This is a genomic window from Pseudomonas sp. 5C2 (genome assembly GCF_034314155.1).
GTDB lineage: Bacteria > Pseudomonadota > Gammaproteobacteria > Pseudomonadales > Pseudomonadaceae > Aquipseudomonas.
In genome coordinates this window covers 366334-382900 of record NZ_JAVIWH010000003.1, presented here as the reverse complement: position 1 = coordinate 382900, position 16567 = coordinate 366334, and the positions used below count along the sequence as shown (strand labels likewise).

Annotated in this window: 17 protein-coding genes; 12 read left to right on the top strand and 5 right to left on the bottom strand. The window is 59.7% G+C overall.

What is annotated here, in order from left to right:
- Positions 1-155 precede the first annotated feature (155 nt).
- From RGU44_RS16515 to RGU44_RS16500, 4 genes are all read left to right on the top strand, one after another.
- Complete coding sequence (locus RGU44_RS16515) at positions 156-2060, top strand: sigma-54-dependent Fis family transcriptional regulator (protein WP_322182209.1); 1905 nt, start codon at positions 156-158, stop codon at positions 2058-2060.
- 138 nt (positions 2061-2198) lie between these two features.
- A complete protein-coding gene (mpl, locus tag RGU44_RS16510; protein WP_322182207.1) occupies positions 2199-3548 on the top strand; it encodes a UDP-N-acetylmuramate:L-alanyl-gamma-D-glutamyl-meso-diaminopimelate ligase in 1350 nt (449 codons plus the stop codon).
- Complete coding sequence (gene ubiX, locus RGU44_RS16505; protein ID WP_322182205.1) at positions 3545-4174, top strand: flavin prenyltransferase UbiX; 630 nt, start codon at positions 3545-3547, stop codon at positions 4172-4174. Before mpl ends, ubiX begins: the two co-directional genes overlap by 4 nt.
- Positions 4167-4454, top strand: a complete 288-nt coding sequence (locus RGU44_RS16500) for a YceK/YidQ family lipoprotein (RefSeq protein WP_322182202.1) — start codon at positions 4167-4169, stop codon at positions 4452-4454. Before ubiX ends, RGU44_RS16500 begins: the two co-directional genes overlap by 8 nt.
- A 27-nt stretch (positions 4455-4481) precedes the next feature.
- Here RGU44_RS16500 and RGU44_RS16495 read toward each other — a convergent pair whose 3' ends face one another.
- From RGU44_RS16495 to RGU44_RS16485, 3 genes are all read right to left on the bottom strand, one after another.
- Positions 4482-5123, bottom strand: coding sequence for an oxidoreductase (locus RGU44_RS16495; RefSeq protein WP_322218124.1), 642 nt, complete (start codon positions 5121-5123; stop codon positions 4482-4484).
- A gap of 27 nt (positions 5124-5150) precedes the next feature.
- Positions 5151-6884 carry a C13 family peptidase gene (locus RGU44_RS16490; protein WP_322218121.1) on the bottom strand — a complete coding sequence of 578 codons (1734 nt, stop codon included), beginning with the start codon at positions 6882-6884 and terminating at the stop codon, positions 5151-5153.
- A 149-nt stretch (positions 6885-7033) separates the two neighbouring features.
- Entirely contained in the window at positions 7034-7489 is a 456-nt protein-coding gene (locus RGU44_RS16485) for a MaoC family dehydratase (RefSeq protein ID WP_322182195.1), read from the bottom strand.
- A gap of 205 nt (positions 7490-7694) precedes the next feature.
- Between RGU44_RS16485 and RGU44_RS16480 the strand changes: the two genes are divergently transcribed.
- From RGU44_RS16480 to RGU44_RS16470, 3 genes are read left to right on the top strand one after another with little or no spacing between them, the layout of a single operon-like run.
- Complete coding sequence (locus tag RGU44_RS16480) at positions 7695-8057, top strand: CidA/LrgA family protein (protein ID WP_219062691.1); 363 nt, start codon at positions 7695-7697, stop codon at positions 8055-8057.
- The gene (locus RGU44_RS16475; RefSeq protein WP_322182192.1) at positions 8054-8770 is read left to right on the top strand and encodes an LrgB family protein; all 717 of its coding nucleotides are present in this window, start codon (positions 8054-8056) and stop codon (positions 8768-8770) included. The genes RGU44_RS16480 and RGU44_RS16475 overlap by 4 nt, the downstream gene beginning before the upstream one ends.
- 10 nt (positions 8771-8780) lie before the next feature.
- Positions 8781-9371, top strand: a complete 591-nt coding sequence (locus RGU44_RS16470) for an LON peptidase substrate-binding domain-containing protein (RefSeq protein ID WP_322182190.1) — start codon at positions 8781-8783, stop codon at positions 9369-9371.
- Between the two features lie 4 nt (positions 9372-9375).
- On the opposite strand, the gene RGU44_RS16465 is transcribed toward RGU44_RS16470, so the two are convergent.
- Positions 9376-10716, bottom strand: coding sequence for a bifunctional DedA family/phosphatase PAP2 family protein (locus RGU44_RS16465; RefSeq protein ID WP_322218117.1), 1341 nt, complete (start codon positions 10714-10716; stop codon positions 9376-9378).
- A 3-nt stretch (positions 10717-10719) separates the two neighbouring features.
- Positions 10720-11403, bottom strand: coding sequence for a DNA-3-methyladenine glycosylase (locus RGU44_RS16460; protein WP_322182186.1), 684 nt, complete (start codon positions 11401-11403; stop codon positions 10720-10722).
- 279 nt (positions 11404-11682) lie between these two features.
- On the opposite strand from RGU44_RS16460, the gene RGU44_RS16455 reads away from it, so the two are divergent.
- Genes RGU44_RS16455 through mrdA form a run of 5 tightly spaced genes read left to right on the top strand, consistent with a single transcriptional unit; the run spans position 11683 to position 16545 of the window.
- The gene (locus RGU44_RS16455) at positions 11683-12954 is read left to right on the top strand and encodes a glutamate-5-semialdehyde dehydrogenase (RefSeq protein ID WP_322182184.1); all 1272 of its coding nucleotides are present in this window, start codon (positions 11683-11685) and stop codon (positions 12952-12954) included.
- A 49-nt stretch (positions 12955-13003) separates the two neighbouring features.
- The gene (nadD, locus tag RGU44_RS16450) at positions 13004-13663 is read left to right on the top strand and encodes a nicotinate-nucleotide adenylyltransferase (protein ID WP_219062819.1); all 660 of its coding nucleotides are present in this window, start codon (positions 13004-13006) and stop codon (positions 13661-13663) included.
- A 58-nt stretch (positions 13664-13721) separates the two neighbouring features.
- Entirely contained in the window at positions 13722-14153 is a 432-nt protein-coding gene (rsfS, locus tag RGU44_RS16445; RefSeq protein ID WP_257604395.1) for a ribosome silencing factor, read from the top strand.
- Between the two features lie 9 nt (positions 14154-14162).
- Positions 14163-14630, top strand: coding sequence for a 23S rRNA (pseudouridine(1915)-N(3))-methyltransferase RlmH (rlmH, locus tag RGU44_RS16440; protein ID WP_322182181.1), 468 nt, complete (start codon positions 14163-14165; stop codon positions 14628-14630).
- Positions 14631-14649: 19 nt separating this feature from the next.
- Positions 14650-16545, top strand: a complete 1896-nt coding sequence (mrdA, locus tag RGU44_RS16435) for a penicillin-binding protein 2 (protein WP_322182179.1) — start codon at positions 14650-14652, stop codon at positions 16543-16545.
- Positions 16546-16567: the final 22 nt, after the last annotated feature.

Here is a 16567-nt window from a genome sequence, read left to right as displayed (position 1 = left end):
TTGTCGCGTATCCGATACGGAGGATGTGACACTTTGTACCGCTATCGGTACAGCGCGTGACTCATCGGTTTGGTCGACATTGCAATGCCGTGTCGCGAGGAGGATGCTGGGCTGCACCTCCGCAAAAGCACCGCAAAAAAGGAGAATAATAAAAAGTGCACAGCAATCACCTGACACGGCACGCTCGACAAGTGCTGACGGTCACCCAAGGCAAAGCGCAGTTGCGCGGGCCGGGCAGCGATCCTTCCATTGCGCGGTCCTGGTTGCGTTGTCTTGAGGACTATCATCTCGACCCCGCACTGGCCATTGCGCCGACTGTCCTTGAGCACGACCGTTTGCTGGAAAGCCGTGAGCGCATGCAGCAAGTGCTGAGCATTGCCGGTGGCGAAATGACCAGCCTGCACCAGCAGTTGTCGGGTGCCGGGCATGCAATTTTATTGACTGATGCGCGTGGGGTGATCCTCAACTGCGTGACCGCCCCTACTGAACGCAAGATATTCGAACGCGCCGGGCTCTGGTTGGGCGCCGACTGGAGCGAAGCCTGTGAAGGCACTAACGGCATCGGCACCTGCCTGGTCGAACGCCAGTCCCTGACCATTCATCAGGAGGAGCATTTTCGCGGACGCCACACCGGGCTGACCTGCTCGGCCAGTCCGGTTTTCGACCCTCATGGCGACTTGCTGGCGGTGCTGGACGTCTCGTCTGCACGCCATGACGTGTCCCGGCAAAGCCAGTTCCACACCATGGCCCTGGTCAATTTGTCGGCAAAGATGATCGAGAGCTGCTATTTCCTGCGCCACTTCGACAATCAGTGGCTGTTGCGTTTTCACGTGCAGGTCGAGTCCGCCGGTTTGTTCAGCGAGGGGTTGCTGGCGTTCGATGATGAGGGGCGGGTCAGTGCGGTCAATCAGAGTGCCTTGAACCTGCTGGGCCTCGGGCGCGGTGGTTTGCTCGGGCAATCAGTCGAGAGCGTGTTCGATTGCTCACTGGATGAGTTGCTCGGCCGTGCCAGTGTTGAGGCCAGTGCCAGTTGGCCGTTGCGTACCCGCGAAGGCCGACGCTTATTTGCACGACTGCGCAGCCAACCGCATAGCGTGCCGACAGCGTTGCCGGTCAGCCCGACGGGGGCGCCGCCGCGCTTGAGTGGGATCTGCCTGGGCGATGCAGCGCTGCAGAATGATTTCCGTCGCGCACTGCGGGTTTTCGAACGCGATGTGCCTTTGCTGATTAATGGCGAAACAGGTTCCGGCAAAGAAGCTTTTGCCAAAGCAGTGCATCAAGCCAGCGTGCGCGGCGATAAACCGTTCATCGCGCTTAATTGTGCGGCGATTCCCGAAAGCCTGATCGAAAGTGAACTGTTCGGCTATCGCGGTGGCAGCTTTACCGGTGCGCGCAAGGAAGGCATGCGCGGCAAGCTGCAACAGGCCGATGGCGGTACGTTGTTTCTCGATGAAATCGGTGACATGCCGCTGGCGCTGCAAACCCGGCTGTTGCGGGTGCTGGAAGACCGTTTGGTGGTGCCCTTGGGGGGTGAGCCGCAAGCGGTAAATGTACGGATCATCAGCGCGACTCACCGCAACTTGCTGGAGCGCGTGGCCGATGCCAGCTTTCGCGAAGATCTTTATTACCGTTTGAACGGCCTGGAGATCGCGTTGCCGCCGTTGCGCGAGCGCAGCGACAAATCGCAGTTGCTGGATTTTCTTCTGGAAGAAGAGGCGGGCGGCGAGACCGTGATCCTCGACGCGGACGCCCGCCAGGCGCTGCTGGACTTCGCCTGGCCGGGCAACCTGCGGCAATTGCGCAATGTCCTGCGCACCTTGGCGGCACTGTGCGATGACCAGCACATTGGCTTCGATGAATTGCCGCTCGCCATTCGGCAAAGCGCATCCGCGCCGGCTCTTGCACTGATGGGCGAACACCCGCTGGACGACGCCGAGCGCATCGCCCTGCTGTCAGCCCTGGACGCCCAGCGCTGGCACATGACCCACACCGCCGAACAGTTGGGGGTCAGCCGAAATACGCTGTACCGGAAATTGCGCAAGCACGGGATCGCGCGTTAGGCCAAACAGCGGGTCGATCGTTTCGCAGACAAGTCAGCTCCTTGTACGGCTGTGGGAGCAACAAATCCGGATTTTAAACTCGAGGTGTGATTTGTCGCCCTCTACGCTAACCTGCGCCCATAGTTTACGAGGTCGATCATGCATATTCATATTCTCGGTATTTGCGGTACTTTCATGGGTTCGCTGGCGGTACTCGCCAAAGAGTTGGGCCATCGGGTCACCGGTTCGGACGCCAATGTCTACCCGCCGATGAGCACGCAGTTGCAGGCTCAGGGCATTGAGTTGACCCAAGGCTACGACGCGGCACAGCTTGACCCTGCGCCGGATCTGGTGGTTATTGGCAACGCGCTGTCGCGAGGCAACCCGGCGGTAGAGTACGTGCTGAACAAAGGCCTGCCTTATGTTTCCGGCCCGCAATGGCTGGCCGATCACGTGCTGCAAGGGCGCTGGGTATTGGCCGTTGCCGGAACGCATGGCAAGACGACGACCAGCAGCATGCTCGCCTGGGTGCTGGAACATGCTGGCATGAGCCCCGGTTTCTTGATCGGCGGTGTACCGCAGAATTTTGCCGTGTCGGCGCGTGTGGGCGAGACCCCGTTTTTTGTCGTCGAGGCTGACGAGTACGACAGCGCCTTCTTCGACAAGCGCTCAAAATTTGTCCATTACCGTCCGCGTACTGCGATTCTGAACAACCTGGAGTTCGATCACGCCGACATCTTCCCCGATCTGCCAGCCATCGAACGGCAGTTCCACCACTTGGTGCGAACTATCCCAAGCGAAGGCCTGGTGATCCATCCGACCACCGAGCCGGCGTTGCTGCGAGTGATTCAAATGGGCTGCTGGACGCCGGTACAAACCACCGGTGAGGGCGGTCAATGGCAGGCGCGTCTGCTCAGCGATGACGGCTCGCGTTTCGAAGTCACCTTTGAAGGCGTAGTTCAGGGCGTGGTCGAGTGGGACATGACCGGTCAGCATAACGTAGCCAACGCGTTGGCCACTCTGGCGGCCGCGCGGCATGTTGGCGTGGTGCCGAAGCAAGGTATCGAAGCGCTGGGCTTGTTCAAAAGCGTCAAACGCCGCATGGAAAAGGTCGCGGAGGTCAACGGCATCACTATCTATGATGACTTTGCTCATCATCCGACTGCGATTGCCACCACCCTTGATGGCCTGCGCAAACACGTTGGCGATGCGCCGGTGATCGCGATTATCGAGCCGCGCTCCAATTCCATGAAGCTCGGTGCGCACCGCGACGGCTTGCCGGAAAGTGTGCGTCAGGCTGATCAGGCGATCTGGTACGCGCCGGCCAATCTGGGCTGGGACCTGGCCGCCACTGCTGCATTGTGCACGGTGCCTTCGGTGGTTTGCGACTCCCTTGAGGCGATCATCGCCCAGGTGAAAAACCTGGCTAAACCGGGTACACAGGTCGTCATTATGAGTAACGGCGGCTTCGGCGGCTTGCACGGAAAGTTGGCTGAGGCGTTGAAATGAGTGGCCCGGAACGCGTCACCCTGGCGATGACCGGTGCTTCTGGCGCGCAGTATGGGTTGCGCCTGCTCGACTGTCTGGTGCGTGAAGACAGGGAAGTGCACTTCCTGATTTCCAAGGCGGCCCAGTTGGTGTTGGCCACCGAGACCGATGTCTCGCTGCCGCCGAAAACCCTGATGATGCAAGCGTTTCTGACCGAGTACACCGGCGCAGCGGCGGGACAGATTCGGGTGTATGGCAAGGAAGACTGGATGTCGCCCGTGGCCTCTGGCTCGGGTTCGCCCAGCGCGATGGTGGTGGTGCCCTGTTCCACGGGCACCTTGTCGGCGATTGCGACCGGGGCCTGCAACAACCTGATCGAGCGTGCGGCGGATGTGACGTTGAAGGAGCGTCGCCAATTGATTCTGGTGCCGCGTGAGGCGCCGTTTTCCAGTATCCATCTGGAGAACATGCTCAAACTGTCGAACATGGGTGCGGTGATTCTGCCGGCGTCACCGGGTTTCTATCATCAGCCGCAAACCATTGATGATCTGATCGACTTTGTTGTCGCGCGGATTCTCAATGTGCTGAATATCCCTCAAGACATGTTGCCGCGCTGGGGCGAGCATCACCTGAGTGCAGATGAATAAGCGCCTGCTGTTGACCCTGTTGGTGCTACAGCTGACTGGGTGTGCCACGGCTCGAACGCTTGATGCCGCCAAACCTGGGGCCCCCGTTGTGTATTCGGGTGCGCGTCTGGATTGGTATGCGATACAGGGTGGTTGCTGCGAGATGGATCGTTTCGGTGCCGAGGCACCGAGCTATCCAGGCGTGGACCTGCCCGCCAGCGCGTTGCTCGACACCCTGCTTTTACCGCTGTCGCTGCTGACCGTGCTGGGCGTGGGGTTTCAGGCGACGGGCGGCTTGTAGACGTCTGAACCTGACGTGCTGTCGGGCTCACTTGCCCAGTTTGTTCAACTCTTCTGCTTCGACGATCCGCACCCCGTCCTGGTCTTCCAGCGCCAGGCGCCAAAGCGCTCGGGCCAGGCAGCAGGCTTCTATGCCACGGTATTTGCCGGGAATCAGTTTTGCCAATGGGCCTGCCAGTTGTTCGGCCAGACGCTGTTCGGTGCGTTCGCCAAGCAACAGTGATGGTCGGACGATGGTCAGTTGCGGCCAATCCTGAGTTTTGAGTGCATATTCCATTTCGCCCTTGATCCTGTTGTAGAAAACGCTGGATCGCCGATCGGCATTGACTGCGCTGATCACCACCAGATGCCGCGCTCCGAGTTCGCGAGCTCGCTTGCCGAAGGCCACCACCATATCCAGATCGACCGCGCGAAACGCTTCCTGCGAGCCAGCCTGCTTGATCGTGGTGCCCAGGCAGCAAAAGGCGATGTCGACCCGCCCGCTTAACGTTGGCAGCAGTGCATTGAGTTCACCCACCGGATTTTCCAGGCGAGGGTGCTTGTTCAGGGGTTTACGGGTCGGTGCCAGTACGCGGCTGACCGTCGGTTCGCTGAGCAAGCGATCAAGCAAATGTTCACCGGTCAGGCCGGTGGCTCCGGCAAGCAGGATGTGCTGAGGGGTCAGGTACATAGTGTTTCTCCCTTTTTACAACGCAGTCTAGCGGTTGCCCGTGGTCTTCGCTTCCTTGCTGCTCAACGATGTGTTCAGGGCCCTCTGCGCCTGGCTCTTGCGCAACTGCTGCCAGTGCGCAAGAACCCCTTTGGGCGCCCAGATCTGCGGCTCCGATGCCTCAAAGCTTTCGGTTATTTCGCGGGCCGCCACGTACGATTTGGCGTCGTTGAACGCTTGTTGCAGGTTGTCTGTTTCAACCAATGCCTTTGCGAACATGGCTTCGCCAAAGTAAGTGAAATCGTCCTCTTCCGAGCAGCCAAAAGACACCCTGTCTGCACGCGAGGCGGTGATCACTACGGTTTTTTCGTCTTTGAGCACCGGAATGAAACCACCGGAATAACAGGCGGAGATCACGATAATTTTGTCGCGGTCTTTTAACGGTGCGAGGACGACGGCCAGCTCATCGGCGGGCAGGTCGGCCAGTTCCATCCGTGGTTGATCAAGCACCAGTTCATGTTCTTGAGTGCCGTGGCTGGTCAGGTAGATGAACACCAGGTCTTCCGGCCCGCTGCGTTGCGCCAGGGTCTGAACCGCGCGGCTGATACTTTCGCGGGTCGCCAGTGCCCGGTCGTTCATGTGATCGCGATGATTGACCAGGCTGATCTGCCCGTAGGCGCCGAAGCGCGTGGCCAGCAGGTTGTTCACGTAATCTGCTTCGCGCATGAATACGCTCTGCTTGCCGTCACCACCCACGACCAGGCTGTACAATTCGACAGCGGGAGTGGAGGCGGGCACTGCGGCCAGGGCTTTTTCCAACAGGGGGCCTTGGGCGAGCAAGCCGACCTCAAGTGCATCGGGCAACAGATTGCCTTGCGCGTCACGCACACGCAGACCGTTGGTCCAGGTGCCGCTTTGAACGCTGCCATCTGCCAGGGTCAAGGTGCCTTTGCCTTGATAGGTGTCGTCGGCGAACGGACCTTGATAGGTGCTGCCATCGACCAGGTGCAGTACACCCTCGCCGTTGAAGCGCCAGTTGCTGAACTGACCCTGATAATGGCTGCCATCTGCACCGATCAGTTCGCCCTTACCGTTGAGCGCGCCGTCCTTGAACTGCCCAATCCAGACATCGCCGTCGCTGTTTTCGTAGCGGCCTTTGCCTTGCAGTTGGTTGTTGCGGAAACCGCCGACGTATTGATCACCCTCGGCGCTGTTGAAGCTGCCGTTGCCTTCCAGTTGACCGTTGACGAATTTGCCGCTGAATTGATTGCCACTGGCGTCGCTGCGCTGGCCTTCGCCATTGGGTTTGCCGTGCGCGAACAGGCCTTGATATTGGCTGCCGTCATCAAGTTCGAGGTGACCGAGGCCGTCGTATTGGTCAGCCTTGAATTCGCCCCTATAGGCCATGCCTGGCTCTTTGAGCGTGCCTTCACCCTCGCGTCGGCCCAGCTTGAAGCCGCCGACATAATTGCCGGTGCTGGTGGTCAACGTGCCTAAACCGTGAAACAGACCGTTCTGGAATTGGCCGCGGTAGACGTCGCCATTACTGGCGTGCCATTCGCCGGCACCCTGCCACAGCCCCTTCTGGAACTGACCTGCGTACCAGCTGCCGTTGGGATAGTCGACTCGGCCCTTACCTTGCAGCAGGCCATTGACGACATCGCCGCGGTAACGGCCGCCGTCGGGCAGACGTGCGTCTGGGGGCGACAGTGGTTCGCCCTCGCCGCAAGCCGCGAGTAAAAGAATGAGTGCCAGAGGGGCAAGAGGGGCGAACGCGCGCATGGTCGATCCTGAAGATAAAAATCCAAGCGTGTTGAAGACGTCCCTGAACAGTCGCTTTCACACAGCCGCGGGCAGTATGACGCAGCTATGTGGTTGCTTTATAGAGGCAACGAAACAGCCGGTAACAGCTGTTTCGCTTTTTAGTGGTCTTACACGAAGCACAACGACAGGGGTTCAGCGACGAAGGCCGGCTTGTCCTGGCCCTCTATTTCCAGCGTTGCCGTGGCTTTGAGCAGCCATTGGCCTGGTTTCTTTTCGGTGACTTGAGTCATGGTTACGTTGAGCCGAACCCGTGAGTTCACTTTTACCGGTTGGATAAAACGCACGCTGTCCAGGCCATAGTTGATCACCATTTTCAGCCCTTCGGGCACTACCAGCAGGTCTTCCATCAACTTCGGGATCAGCGATAGCGACAGAAAACCGTGGGCGATGGTACTGCCGAAGGGGGTTTTCGCGGCTTTTTCAGGGTTGACGTGGATGAACTGGAAGTCGCCGGTGGCTTCGGCAAACAAGTTGATGCGCTCTTGGTCGATAGTGAACCACTCGGAACGTCCCAGTTCCTTGCCTTCATAGTTCTTCAGCTCTGCAACGGGTACAAAGGGCATAGATACTCTCCTTGTTGTCATTGGTTTTTGTGGGTATGGCTGTCGCGCTCAGTGTTTATAGGCGTCGGATTTTTCACCGTGCCAAGGCCTAAGATCAGCATGGGCTTTAGGGATGGTCAAGGATGTATGCCTTTGGCGAATGCTGATTTATCAGCCGTTACCGCAGCGTGCCTATAATGGCGTCGCGAATTTGCTGGAGTTTCTTATGTTGCTACGGGGTCTGACATGGCTGGTGTTGTTCCAATTGGTGGGCACCGCGCTCAATCACCTGTTCTTGCCAATACTGCCCGGGCCGATCATCGGTCTGGTGTTGTTACTGATTTTTCTGATGACGCGCGGCGAAGTCAGTGAGCCATTGAGTCTGGCCGCCAGCAGCTTGTTGCGTTATCTGCCGCTGCTGTTGGTGCCGCCCGCCGTGGGGGTGATGGTCTACGCTGCCGAGATTGCCGCCGATTTCTGGGCCATCGTCGGATCGTTAGTGCTGTCGTTGCTGCTGTCCTTGGCGTTCGTCGGCTGGCTGATGCAGAAGCTGGTTCTGCGCCAGTCGCGACGCGGGGAGTCCTCATGAACATGGATTGGAATGGCGCCTGGAACGCGGTGATCCATCATCCACTGTTCGGCATTGCGATTACGCTGGGGGCGTACCAGTTGATGCTGGCCGCTTACGAAAAAACCCGCTGGATATTTTTGCAGCCGGTGCTTATCTCGATGTTGCTGGTGGTCGGCATTCTGGTCAGCTGCGGTTTGAACTATGCCGAGTACCGCAAAAGCACGGAAATCCTCAGTATTTTGTTGGGGCCTGCGACGGTTGCACTGGCGGTCCCGCTTTATCTGAACCTGCGACGTATTCGCCAGCTGTTCTGGCCGACCTTTACTACGCTAATCGTGGGCGGAGTGCTGGCGACATCCCTGGGTGTGACGCTGGGCTGGCTGTTCGGTGCCGACCACATGATCTTGATGACCATGGCGCCCAAATCAGTGACGTCGCCGATTGCCATGTTGGTGGCCGAACAGATTGGTGGCGTCGCACCACTGGCGGCGGTGTTCGTGTTGATTACCGGGGTGATCGGCGCGATTTTTGGCCCTGGTCTGCTGTCCCTTCTTGGGGTGGAGAATCAGGCTGCGCGCGGCATGGCCCTCGGTTTGGCCGCGCATGCCGTCGGCACCTCGGTGGCGTTGCAGGAAAGTGAGGAGTGCGGTGCGTTCGCCGCCCTGGCAATGAGTTTGATGGGCGTCGGCACGGCGGTATTCCTGCCATTGGCCGTTACGCTGGTCGTTTAAGGAGGCTTCCATGGTGTTGCCATTATTTCCTCTCAACGCAGTGCTGTTCCCGGGGTGCATGCTCGATTTGCAGCTGTTCGAGGCACGCTATCTGGACATGGTTAGCCGCGGGATGAAGCAGGGCGAAGGCTTTGGCGTGGTATGCATTCTTGACGGCGAAGAAGTCGGGCAGGCGCCAGAGGGCTATGCGCTGGTAGGTTGCGAAGCGTTGGTGCGGGATTTTCAGCAGCAGGACAACGGCTTGCTGGGGATTCGCGTGGAAGGTGGGCGCCGTTTCCGCGTGGTCAGCACTCAGGTGCAGCGTGACCAGCTGATTATGGCTGACGTTGAGTGGCTGGATGAACTGCCGGAGCGCCCGTTGCAGGAAGCGGACGCCGATCTGGTGGCCTTGCTTGCCGCCTTGGCCGAGCACCCGATGGTTGCCGCGTTGAACATGGGCGTTACGGCCAGCGGGCAGCAATCGCTGGCCAATCAGCTGGCTTATCTGCTGCCCTTCACCGAAGAAGACAAGGTCGAGTTACTGGAACTCAACGATGCTCAGGAGCGCCTGGACGCGATTCAGGACCTGCTCGATGAAATACAGGGTGACGTGCAGGCCTGACGCGTTAGTTAATCGCGCCCGTGGGGGCCAGGTACTGATAACGCAGCGCCGCGTGGGACAGTGAATGCAGGGCGAAGTAACCGTACAAGGTGACCAGCGCTGGCAGGATCAGCCACCACACCCTTACGGGCATGGGCTCAAGCGGTGTTTTACGCTGTATGAAGGACAGGCTGGCTGCGCAGAGGCAGAACGCGAGCAGGGCCCCGGCCAGCACATCAGACGGCCAATGCACCCCCAGATAGACCCGCGACATGGCAATCGACAGCGCCGGAATACCGCCCAGCAATAACCAGGTCAGGCGCAAACGTACCGGCTGACCGCGTCCCGCCAATACTGCCAACGCCATAAACAGCGCGAATGACCCCGAACTGTGCCCGCTGGGCATGCTGTAAGTGGTGAGCGGGTCGATCAGTACGTCGGGACGCGTGCGGGCGAAGAACCCTTTCATTCCTGTATTGGCCAGTGCCGAGCCCACGGTCACTGCGCCAGCAAACATCGCCTGTTTCCATTGCCGGGTTGCCAGCAACAGCACCAACGACAGGCTGACGACGGCCACTTGGGTTTTGAAGTCGCCCAGCCGAGTGATCATCACCACGAACTGATCAGCCGCTTCACTGCGATGTTCCTGCACCAATGCCATCAAGCCCTGATCGAAGTGCGTCAGGTAGGGCCAGCCAAGAAATACCCCAGCGAGCATGACAAGGCTCAACACGGCGATCAGCGGGGTTGCATAGCGCTTCCCGCCAAAGCTGCTGTGGATACTGACGCCGAGCAACACCGCCAACCCACCACCGATCATCCCTGCCTGTGACCAGAAGCCCTCGGGCAGTGGCAAGCGCATGGCCGCGCCGGTGGCCCAGCCCGGCAGCAGGTACGCGAGGGACCAGCCAGCGGCCGCGATCACGCTGACAGCAGCAAAACGCGGGAAAGGCATGTCGAACATGCCTGCGACCATGGGCAACATGGGTCGCAGTGGCCCGATAAAGCGTCCGACCAGCAGGCTGGCAATGCCGTAGCGCTGGAAGTAGAGCTCCGCACCGCCTATCCATTCCGGGTGATGACGCAGCCCGGGCAGGCGGCGGATGTTCTGGTGAAAGCGCCTGCCGAGAAAATACGACAGACCGTCACCCAGCAAGCCGCCACAAAAGCCCAGTAAAAGTGTTTCGCCCAGTGACAAGGCACCACTGCCGGCCAGCACCGCGACAGTGAACAGAAGCACGGTGCCCGGCACGATGATCCCGGCGATGGCCACGCATTCAAGGAACGCCACCAAAAAAATCGCTAGACCCAACCACGAGGGGTTTGCGCTCAGCCAGCCGGTAATGCCATCGAGCCATGGGCCCATGTCTCAGTTTCCTTGCTTGAGTAAAAAGTAATCGCGGCCTTCGACCTGGCCGCGTCGCAGCGGGTTCCGCGTGCAATACCGGGCGTAGGCGGCGTCGACGAAACGGTACATCAGATGCTCGTCGCGGCCCTCGGGGATGCCCAGTCGTGTGGTCTGGATAATCTGCTTGGGCTCGGCACCGACATCATCGACGAACAGGTGCTCAAGGTCGAAGCGTTTGGCGTCCCAAGTCGGGACTTTGAGCCCCAGGGCCCTGCACAGCAGGGTTTGACCGGCACACAGACGCTCGGGCGGACGCAGTGCTCCCTTGGCATCGGGGTTGTTCAAGAGCATGTGCGCGAGACTGTTGCCGTCGGAAAGTTCGTCGACCCACGGATACGCGGACTTGATCAGCACGGCATTGCCCGGCCCTTCGGCGCTGAAGTTCAGCGAATCGCCGCCGCGGGCATAGTACATATAGATGTGCCCGCCCTCGAGAAACAGCGCTTTGCGTTTTTCGGTGTAGCCCAATGACGCGTGGCTGCCTTTTTCTGCGCAGTAGTAGGCTTCCGTCTCGATGATCCGAGCCGACAGCCACAACGCATCTGGGCCATTGCCCACGCGATGACGAATCACTTTGCCCAGTAACGCCCGGGCGAGGACCTGCGCATCTCGGTGGAAAAACGAGTCCGGCAGGGGGGTGGGCATCGGTGCTTACGGTCGTCGAATGGCAATCAGGGCGGCGATGATAACAACAACTGTCTTAATCAAAGCTGAATGACGGTGTGCCGGGTATTGATGAGTATGGCTGCGGGGCCTCTTCGCGAAGGCGTTATATCAGGTGCCGGCGTGAGGTTTTGGGTGCTCCAGAGGGCTTTTTATCCCGACTTTGCTCGGGTTATCGACCATCCGCCTGCCACCGCTGTCGTTACACGGGCTCGACAGCTATAATCGGCCGCTTTCCTCTCCGCCAAGACCTCTGAGACCATGACTGAGTCCGTTCTTGACTACATGACCCGTTTGGGTCGCGCCGCCCGCGAAGCTTCGCGAGTGATCGGCCGCGCCAGCACCGCGCAGAAAAACCGCGCCTTGCAAGCCACCGCTGACGCTCTCGATGACGCCCGGACCGAATTGTCTGCCGCCAATGAGCTGGACTTGGCGGCCGGTCGGACCAACGGCCTGTCGCCGTACATGCTCGAGCGTCTGACCCTGACGCCGGCACGCATCGATAGCATGATCGAAGGTTTGCGCCAGGTGATCAGCCTGCCGGACCCGATTGGCGCGATTCGCGACATGAGCTATCGGCCGTCGGGCATTCAGGTCGGCAAGATGCGTGTGCCGCTGGGTGTGGTGGGGATTATTTACGAGTCGCGTCCGAATGTGACGATCGATGCCGCGAGCCTGTGCCTGAAGTCGGGTAACGCCACGATTCTGCGTGGTGGCTCTGAAGCCATTCACTCCAACCGTGCCATCGCCGCCTGCATTCAGCGCGGCCTGGCGGTTGCCAATTTGCCGGCGGCCGTGGTGCAAGTGGTTGAAGTGACGGATCGTGCGGCAGTCGGCGCGCTGATCACCATGCCCGAGTACGTCGACGTGATCGTTCCACGCGGCGGCAAAGGCCTTATTGAGCGGGTCAGTCGCGATGCACGGGTGCCGGTGATCAAGCATCTGGACGGCATCTGCCACGTTTATGTCAGTGCCCACGCCGATCTGCCCAAGGCTCAGCGCATCAGTTTCAACGCCAAAACCTACCGTTACGGCATCTGCGGCGCGATGGAAACCTTGTTGGTGGATCAGGCTGTTGCTGCCGAGTTTTTGCCGCCAATGGCCGCGCAATTTCGCGAAAAAGGTGTCGAGCTGCGCGGTTGCGAACGCACCCGCGAGCTGATTGATGCCCTGCCAGCAACCGAAGAAGACTGGAACACCGAATACCTTGCGCCGATTTTGTCGATCCTTGTGGTGGCGGATCTGGATCAGGCCATCGAACATATCAACCGCTATGGGTCGCACCATACCGATGCCATCGTCACTGATCATCAGGGCCAGGCTCGGCGTTTCCTGGCCGAAGTGGACTCCAGTTCGGTGATGATTAACGCCCCGACCTGCTTCGCTGATGGCTTTGAATACGGATTGGGTGCCGAGATCGGCATTTCTACTGATAAGCTGCACGCCCGCGGTCCGGTCGGTCTGGAAGGTTTGACCTGCGAGAAGTACATCGTGGTCGGCGATGGTCAGTTGCGTGGCCAGGAGCCTGTCTGACTTGGCCGATCCCGAAAAACCCGCTGCGCAGGTGCCACAGACGCCAGGCCTGCCCAGACGTATCGGTATGCTGGGCGGCACGTTCGACCCCGTGCACATCGGCCATTTGCGCAGTGCGCTGGAAGTCGCCGAGTTGCTGGGGCTTGATGAGTTACGCCTGACACCCAGTGCCAGGCCGCCTCATCGCGACATGCCAAGCGTCAGTGCGCAGCACCGACTAGCGATGGTCAAGTGCGCGGTGGCCGGTGTGCCTCCTTTGACGGTGGATGACCGAGAGCTGCAACGGGACAAACCGTCGTACACCATCGACACCCTGGAACTGATGCGGGCCGAGTTGGCCGCAGATGACCAGTTATTCCTGTTATTGGGTTGGGATGCCTTTTGCGGGCTACCGACCTGGCATCGCTGGGAAGAACTGCTGGAGCACTGCCATATCGTGGTGCTGCAACGCCCGGACGCCGACAGCGAGTCGCCTGACGCCATGCGTAACTTGCTGGCGGGGCGCGCAGTCAGCGATCCGAAGGCCCTGAAAGGGCCGGGTGGACACATTACATTCGTCTGGCAGACGCCGTTATCGGTGTCTGCCACCCAGATCCGCCAACTGCTGGCCAGCGGGAAGTCGGTACGTTTTCTGGTGCCAGACGCGGTACTGGCCTATATCGACGCGCACGGGCTGTACCATGCGCCGAACACTCAGGGGACCCTTTGAAACAGCCTCTCTAGATGGCGTTTCAGGTCCTCATACACACGAGCTGAATGAGTTTTTTATGACGAAGCAAAATAGCGAAATCCTGATCAAGCTGGCAACGGCTGCACTGGAAGACATCAAGGCCCAGGACATCCTGGCGATCGACGTGCGCGACAAGACCAGCATCACTGATTACATGCTCATCGCCACAGGTACCTCCAACCGCCACATCGCCTCGATGGTCGAGAACGTGCGCGACAAGGTCAAGGCTCAGGGCTTCAAGCCACTGGGTGAAGAAGGCAAGGGCGACAGCGATTGGGTTCTGTTGGACCTGGGCGACATCATCGTGCACGTAATGACCGCCAGCGCCCGTCAGTTCTACGACCTTGAGCGTCTGTGGCATGGTGCCGAGCAAAGCCGTGCAAGCCATGGCAGCCACGATGCGAACCCGTTTGACCCAATGGCAGCCGACAAAATGTCATTCGACAACACGCCGTCTGACAAAGAGTAAGGGGTTGCTGTGCGTCTGCGTTTGATCGCTGTCGGTTCGCGCATGCCAAAGTGGGTGGAAGAAGGTTGGCATGAATACGCCAAGCGTATGCCATCCGAACTGGCGCTCGAACTGGTGGAAATTCCGCTCAATACCCGGGGCAAGAATGCCGACGTGGCGCGCTTCATCCGTCAGGAAGGCGAAGCCATGCTGGCAAAAGTGCAGCCGGGCGAGCGTATCGTCACCCTCGAAGTGCACGGTAAACCGTGGAGCACCGAGCAATTGGCGGTCGAACTCAATCGCTGGCGTCTGGATTCGCGCACGGTGAATCTCATGGTCGGTGGCCCGGAAGGGCTGGCGCCGGAGGTTTGCGCGCGTAGCGAACAACGCTGGTCGTTGTCCCCGCTGACCTTGCCGCATCCACTCGTGCGCATCCTCATTGGTGAGCAGATGTATCGCGCCTGGACTGTTCTGTCCGGGCACCCTTATCACAAGTAGTCGTGTGAACACGCCCTAAATGTCCCAGCCGATTCGCCTCAAGGACCATGAGAAAGATGCCCGCCTAGTGCGCGGCAGAGTCGTGGTCGGGGCTGTGGCGGTGGTGGTGTTGGTGTGCGTGCTGATTGCGCGGCTGTATTTCCTGCAGGTCATCCAGTACGAGTATCACTCGACCCTGTCGGAGAACAACCGGGTTCATGTTCAGCCGATTCCGCCACCCCGTGGGTTGATCTACGACCGCAATGGGGTGGTCGTCGCCGATAATCGGGCCAGTTTCAGCTTGAGCATGACCCGCGAGCGTTCTGGCGACTGGGAACAGGTGCTGGACGTCATTGTCAGCGTGCTGGAATTGACGCCTGATGATCGGGTGCTGTTCGAGAAGCGCATGAAGCAGGGGCGACGGCCATTCGAGCCGGTGCCCATTCTGTTTGAGCTGACTGAAGAGCAAATTGCCCGCGTTGCCGTCAACCAGTTCCGTCTGCCCGGCGTTGAGGTGGTTGCGCAGCTGGTTCGCCACTATCCGCAGGGTGCGCACTTCGCGCACTCGGTGGGTTACATGGGGCGGATCAACGAGAAAGAGCTCAAGGTGCTCGACCCGGTCAATTACAGCGGCACCCACCATATCGGCAAAACCGGCATCGAGCGTTTCTACGAGCCGGAGCTGCATGGTCAGGTGGGCTACGAAGAAGTTGAAACCAACGCCCGCGGGCGAGTATTGCGTGTGCTCAAGCGCACCGATCCTTCGCCAGGCAAAGACATCGTCCTGAGCCTCGACATCAAACTGCAGGAAGCCGCCGAAATTGCATTGGCCGGGCGTCGCGGTGCGGTGGTCGCGCTTGATCCGCGTACTGGCGAAGTGCTGGCGATGGTCAGTCAGCCGAGTTTCGACCCTAACCTGTTTGTCACTGGCATCAGTTTTAAAGCCTATGCCGAGCTGCGGGACTCCATTGACCGGCCCTTGTTCAACCGTATTCTGCGTGGCTTGTACCCGCCGGGTTCGACGATCAAACCGGCTGTTGCTATCGCCGGGCTAGACAGTGGCGTCGTCACGGCATCCACTCGGGTGTTTGACCCGGGCTATTACCAATTGCCGAACTACGACCACAAATATCGCAACTGGAACCGCACGGGCGATGGCTGGGTCGATCTGGACACGGCGATCATGCGCTCCAACGACACCTACTTTTACGACCTGGCGCACAAGCTCGGCATCGACCGGCTGTCGTCGTACCTGAACAAGTTCGGGATCGGGCAGAAGGTGTCGCTGGACATGTTCGAAGAGTCGCCAGGCTTGATGCCGTCGCGAGACTGGAAGCGGATTACCCGGCGTCAGGCCTGGTTTCCTGGCGAGACGCTGATCCTCGGTATCGGTCAGGGCTATATGCAGGCGACCCCGCTGCAACTGGCGCAAGCGACCGCACTGGTGGCCAACAAGGGCAAGTGGAATCGTCCGCACCTGGCAAAAACCATCGAGGGCTTGCCGCCGGTAGACGCAAACCCGATGCCGGACATCGTGCTGCGTGACGCCTCGGACTGGAACAAGGTCAATCACGGCATGCAACAAGTGATGCACGGCGCCCGTGGTACTGCGCGCAAGGCTGCGATCGGTTCGCAATACCGAATTGCCGGCAAAAGCGGTACCGCTCAAGTGGTGGCAATCAAGCAGGGTGAGAAGTATGACCGCTCCAAGATTCAGGAGCGTCACCGTGACCATGCCCTGTTCGTCGGCTTCGCCCCGGCGGATAACCCGAAAATAGTCGTGGCAGTGATGGTGGAGAACGGCGAGTCCGGTTCTGGCGTCGCGGCCCCCGTGGTCCGCCAGGTGATGGATGCCTGGTTGCTTGGCCCGGACGGTTTGCTCAAACCTGAGTACGCCAGCACCTCAAATGCGGAGGCTTCGGCCCGTGAAGAGTAATTTCGACCGCATCCTTTCCAGC

Excerpts from the sequence above, each read along its gene's own strand:
- RGU44_RS16495 (WP_322218124.1), bottom strand. The coding sequence starts at position 5,123 with ATGTACCTGACCCCTCAGCACATCCTGCTTGCCGGAGCCACCGGCCTG.
- rsfS (WP_257604395.1), top strand. The coding sequence starts at position 13,722 with ATGACGAAGCAAAATAGCGAAATCCTGATCAAGCTGGCAACGGCTGCA.
- RGU44_RS16490 (WP_322218121.1), bottom strand. The coding sequence starts at position 6,884 with ATGCGCGCGTTCGCCCCTCTTGCCCCTCTGGCACTCATTCTTTTACTC.
- RGU44_RS16500 (WP_322182202.1), top strand. The coding sequence starts at position 4,167 with ATGAATAAGCGCCTGCTGTTGACCCTGTTGGTGCTACAGCTGACTGGG.
- RGU44_RS16470 (WP_322182190.1), top strand. The coding sequence starts at position 8,781 with ATGGTGTTGCCATTATTTCCTCTCAACGCAGTGCTGTTCCCGGGGTGC.
- RGU44_RS16455 (WP_322182184.1), top strand. The coding sequence starts at position 11,683 with ATGACTGAGTCCGTTCTTGACTACATGACCCGTTTGGGTCGCGCCGCC.
- RGU44_RS16465 (WP_322218117.1), bottom strand. The coding sequence starts at position 10,716 with ATGGGCCCATGGCTCGATGGCATTACCGGCTGGCTGAGCGCAAACCCC.
- mrdA (WP_322182179.1), top strand. The coding sequence starts at position 14,650 with ATGTCCCAGCCGATTCGCCTCAAGGACCATGAGAAAGATGCCCGCCTA.
- mpl (WP_322182207.1), top strand. The coding sequence starts at position 2,199 with ATGCATATTCATATTCTCGGTATTTGCGGTACTTTCATGGGTTCGCTG.
- RGU44_RS16485 (WP_322182195.1), bottom strand. The coding sequence starts at position 7,489 with ATGCCCTTTGTACCCGTTGCAGAGCTGAAGAACTATGAAGGCAAGGAA.
- ubiX (WP_322182205.1), top strand. The coding sequence starts at position 3,545 with ATGAGTGGCCCGGAACGCGTCACCCTGGCGATGACCGGTGCTTCTGGC.
- RGU44_RS16475 (WP_322182192.1), top strand. The coding sequence starts at position 8,054 with ATGAACATGGATTGGAATGGCGCCTGGAACGCGGTGATCCATCATCCA.
- RGU44_RS16480 (WP_219062691.1), top strand. The coding sequence starts at position 7,695 with ATGTTGCTACGGGGTCTGACATGGCTGGTGTTGTTCCAATTGGTGGGC.
- RGU44_RS16460 (WP_322182186.1), bottom strand. The coding sequence starts at position 11,403 with ATGCCCACCCCCCTGCCGGACTCGTTTTTCCACCGAGATGCGCAGGTC.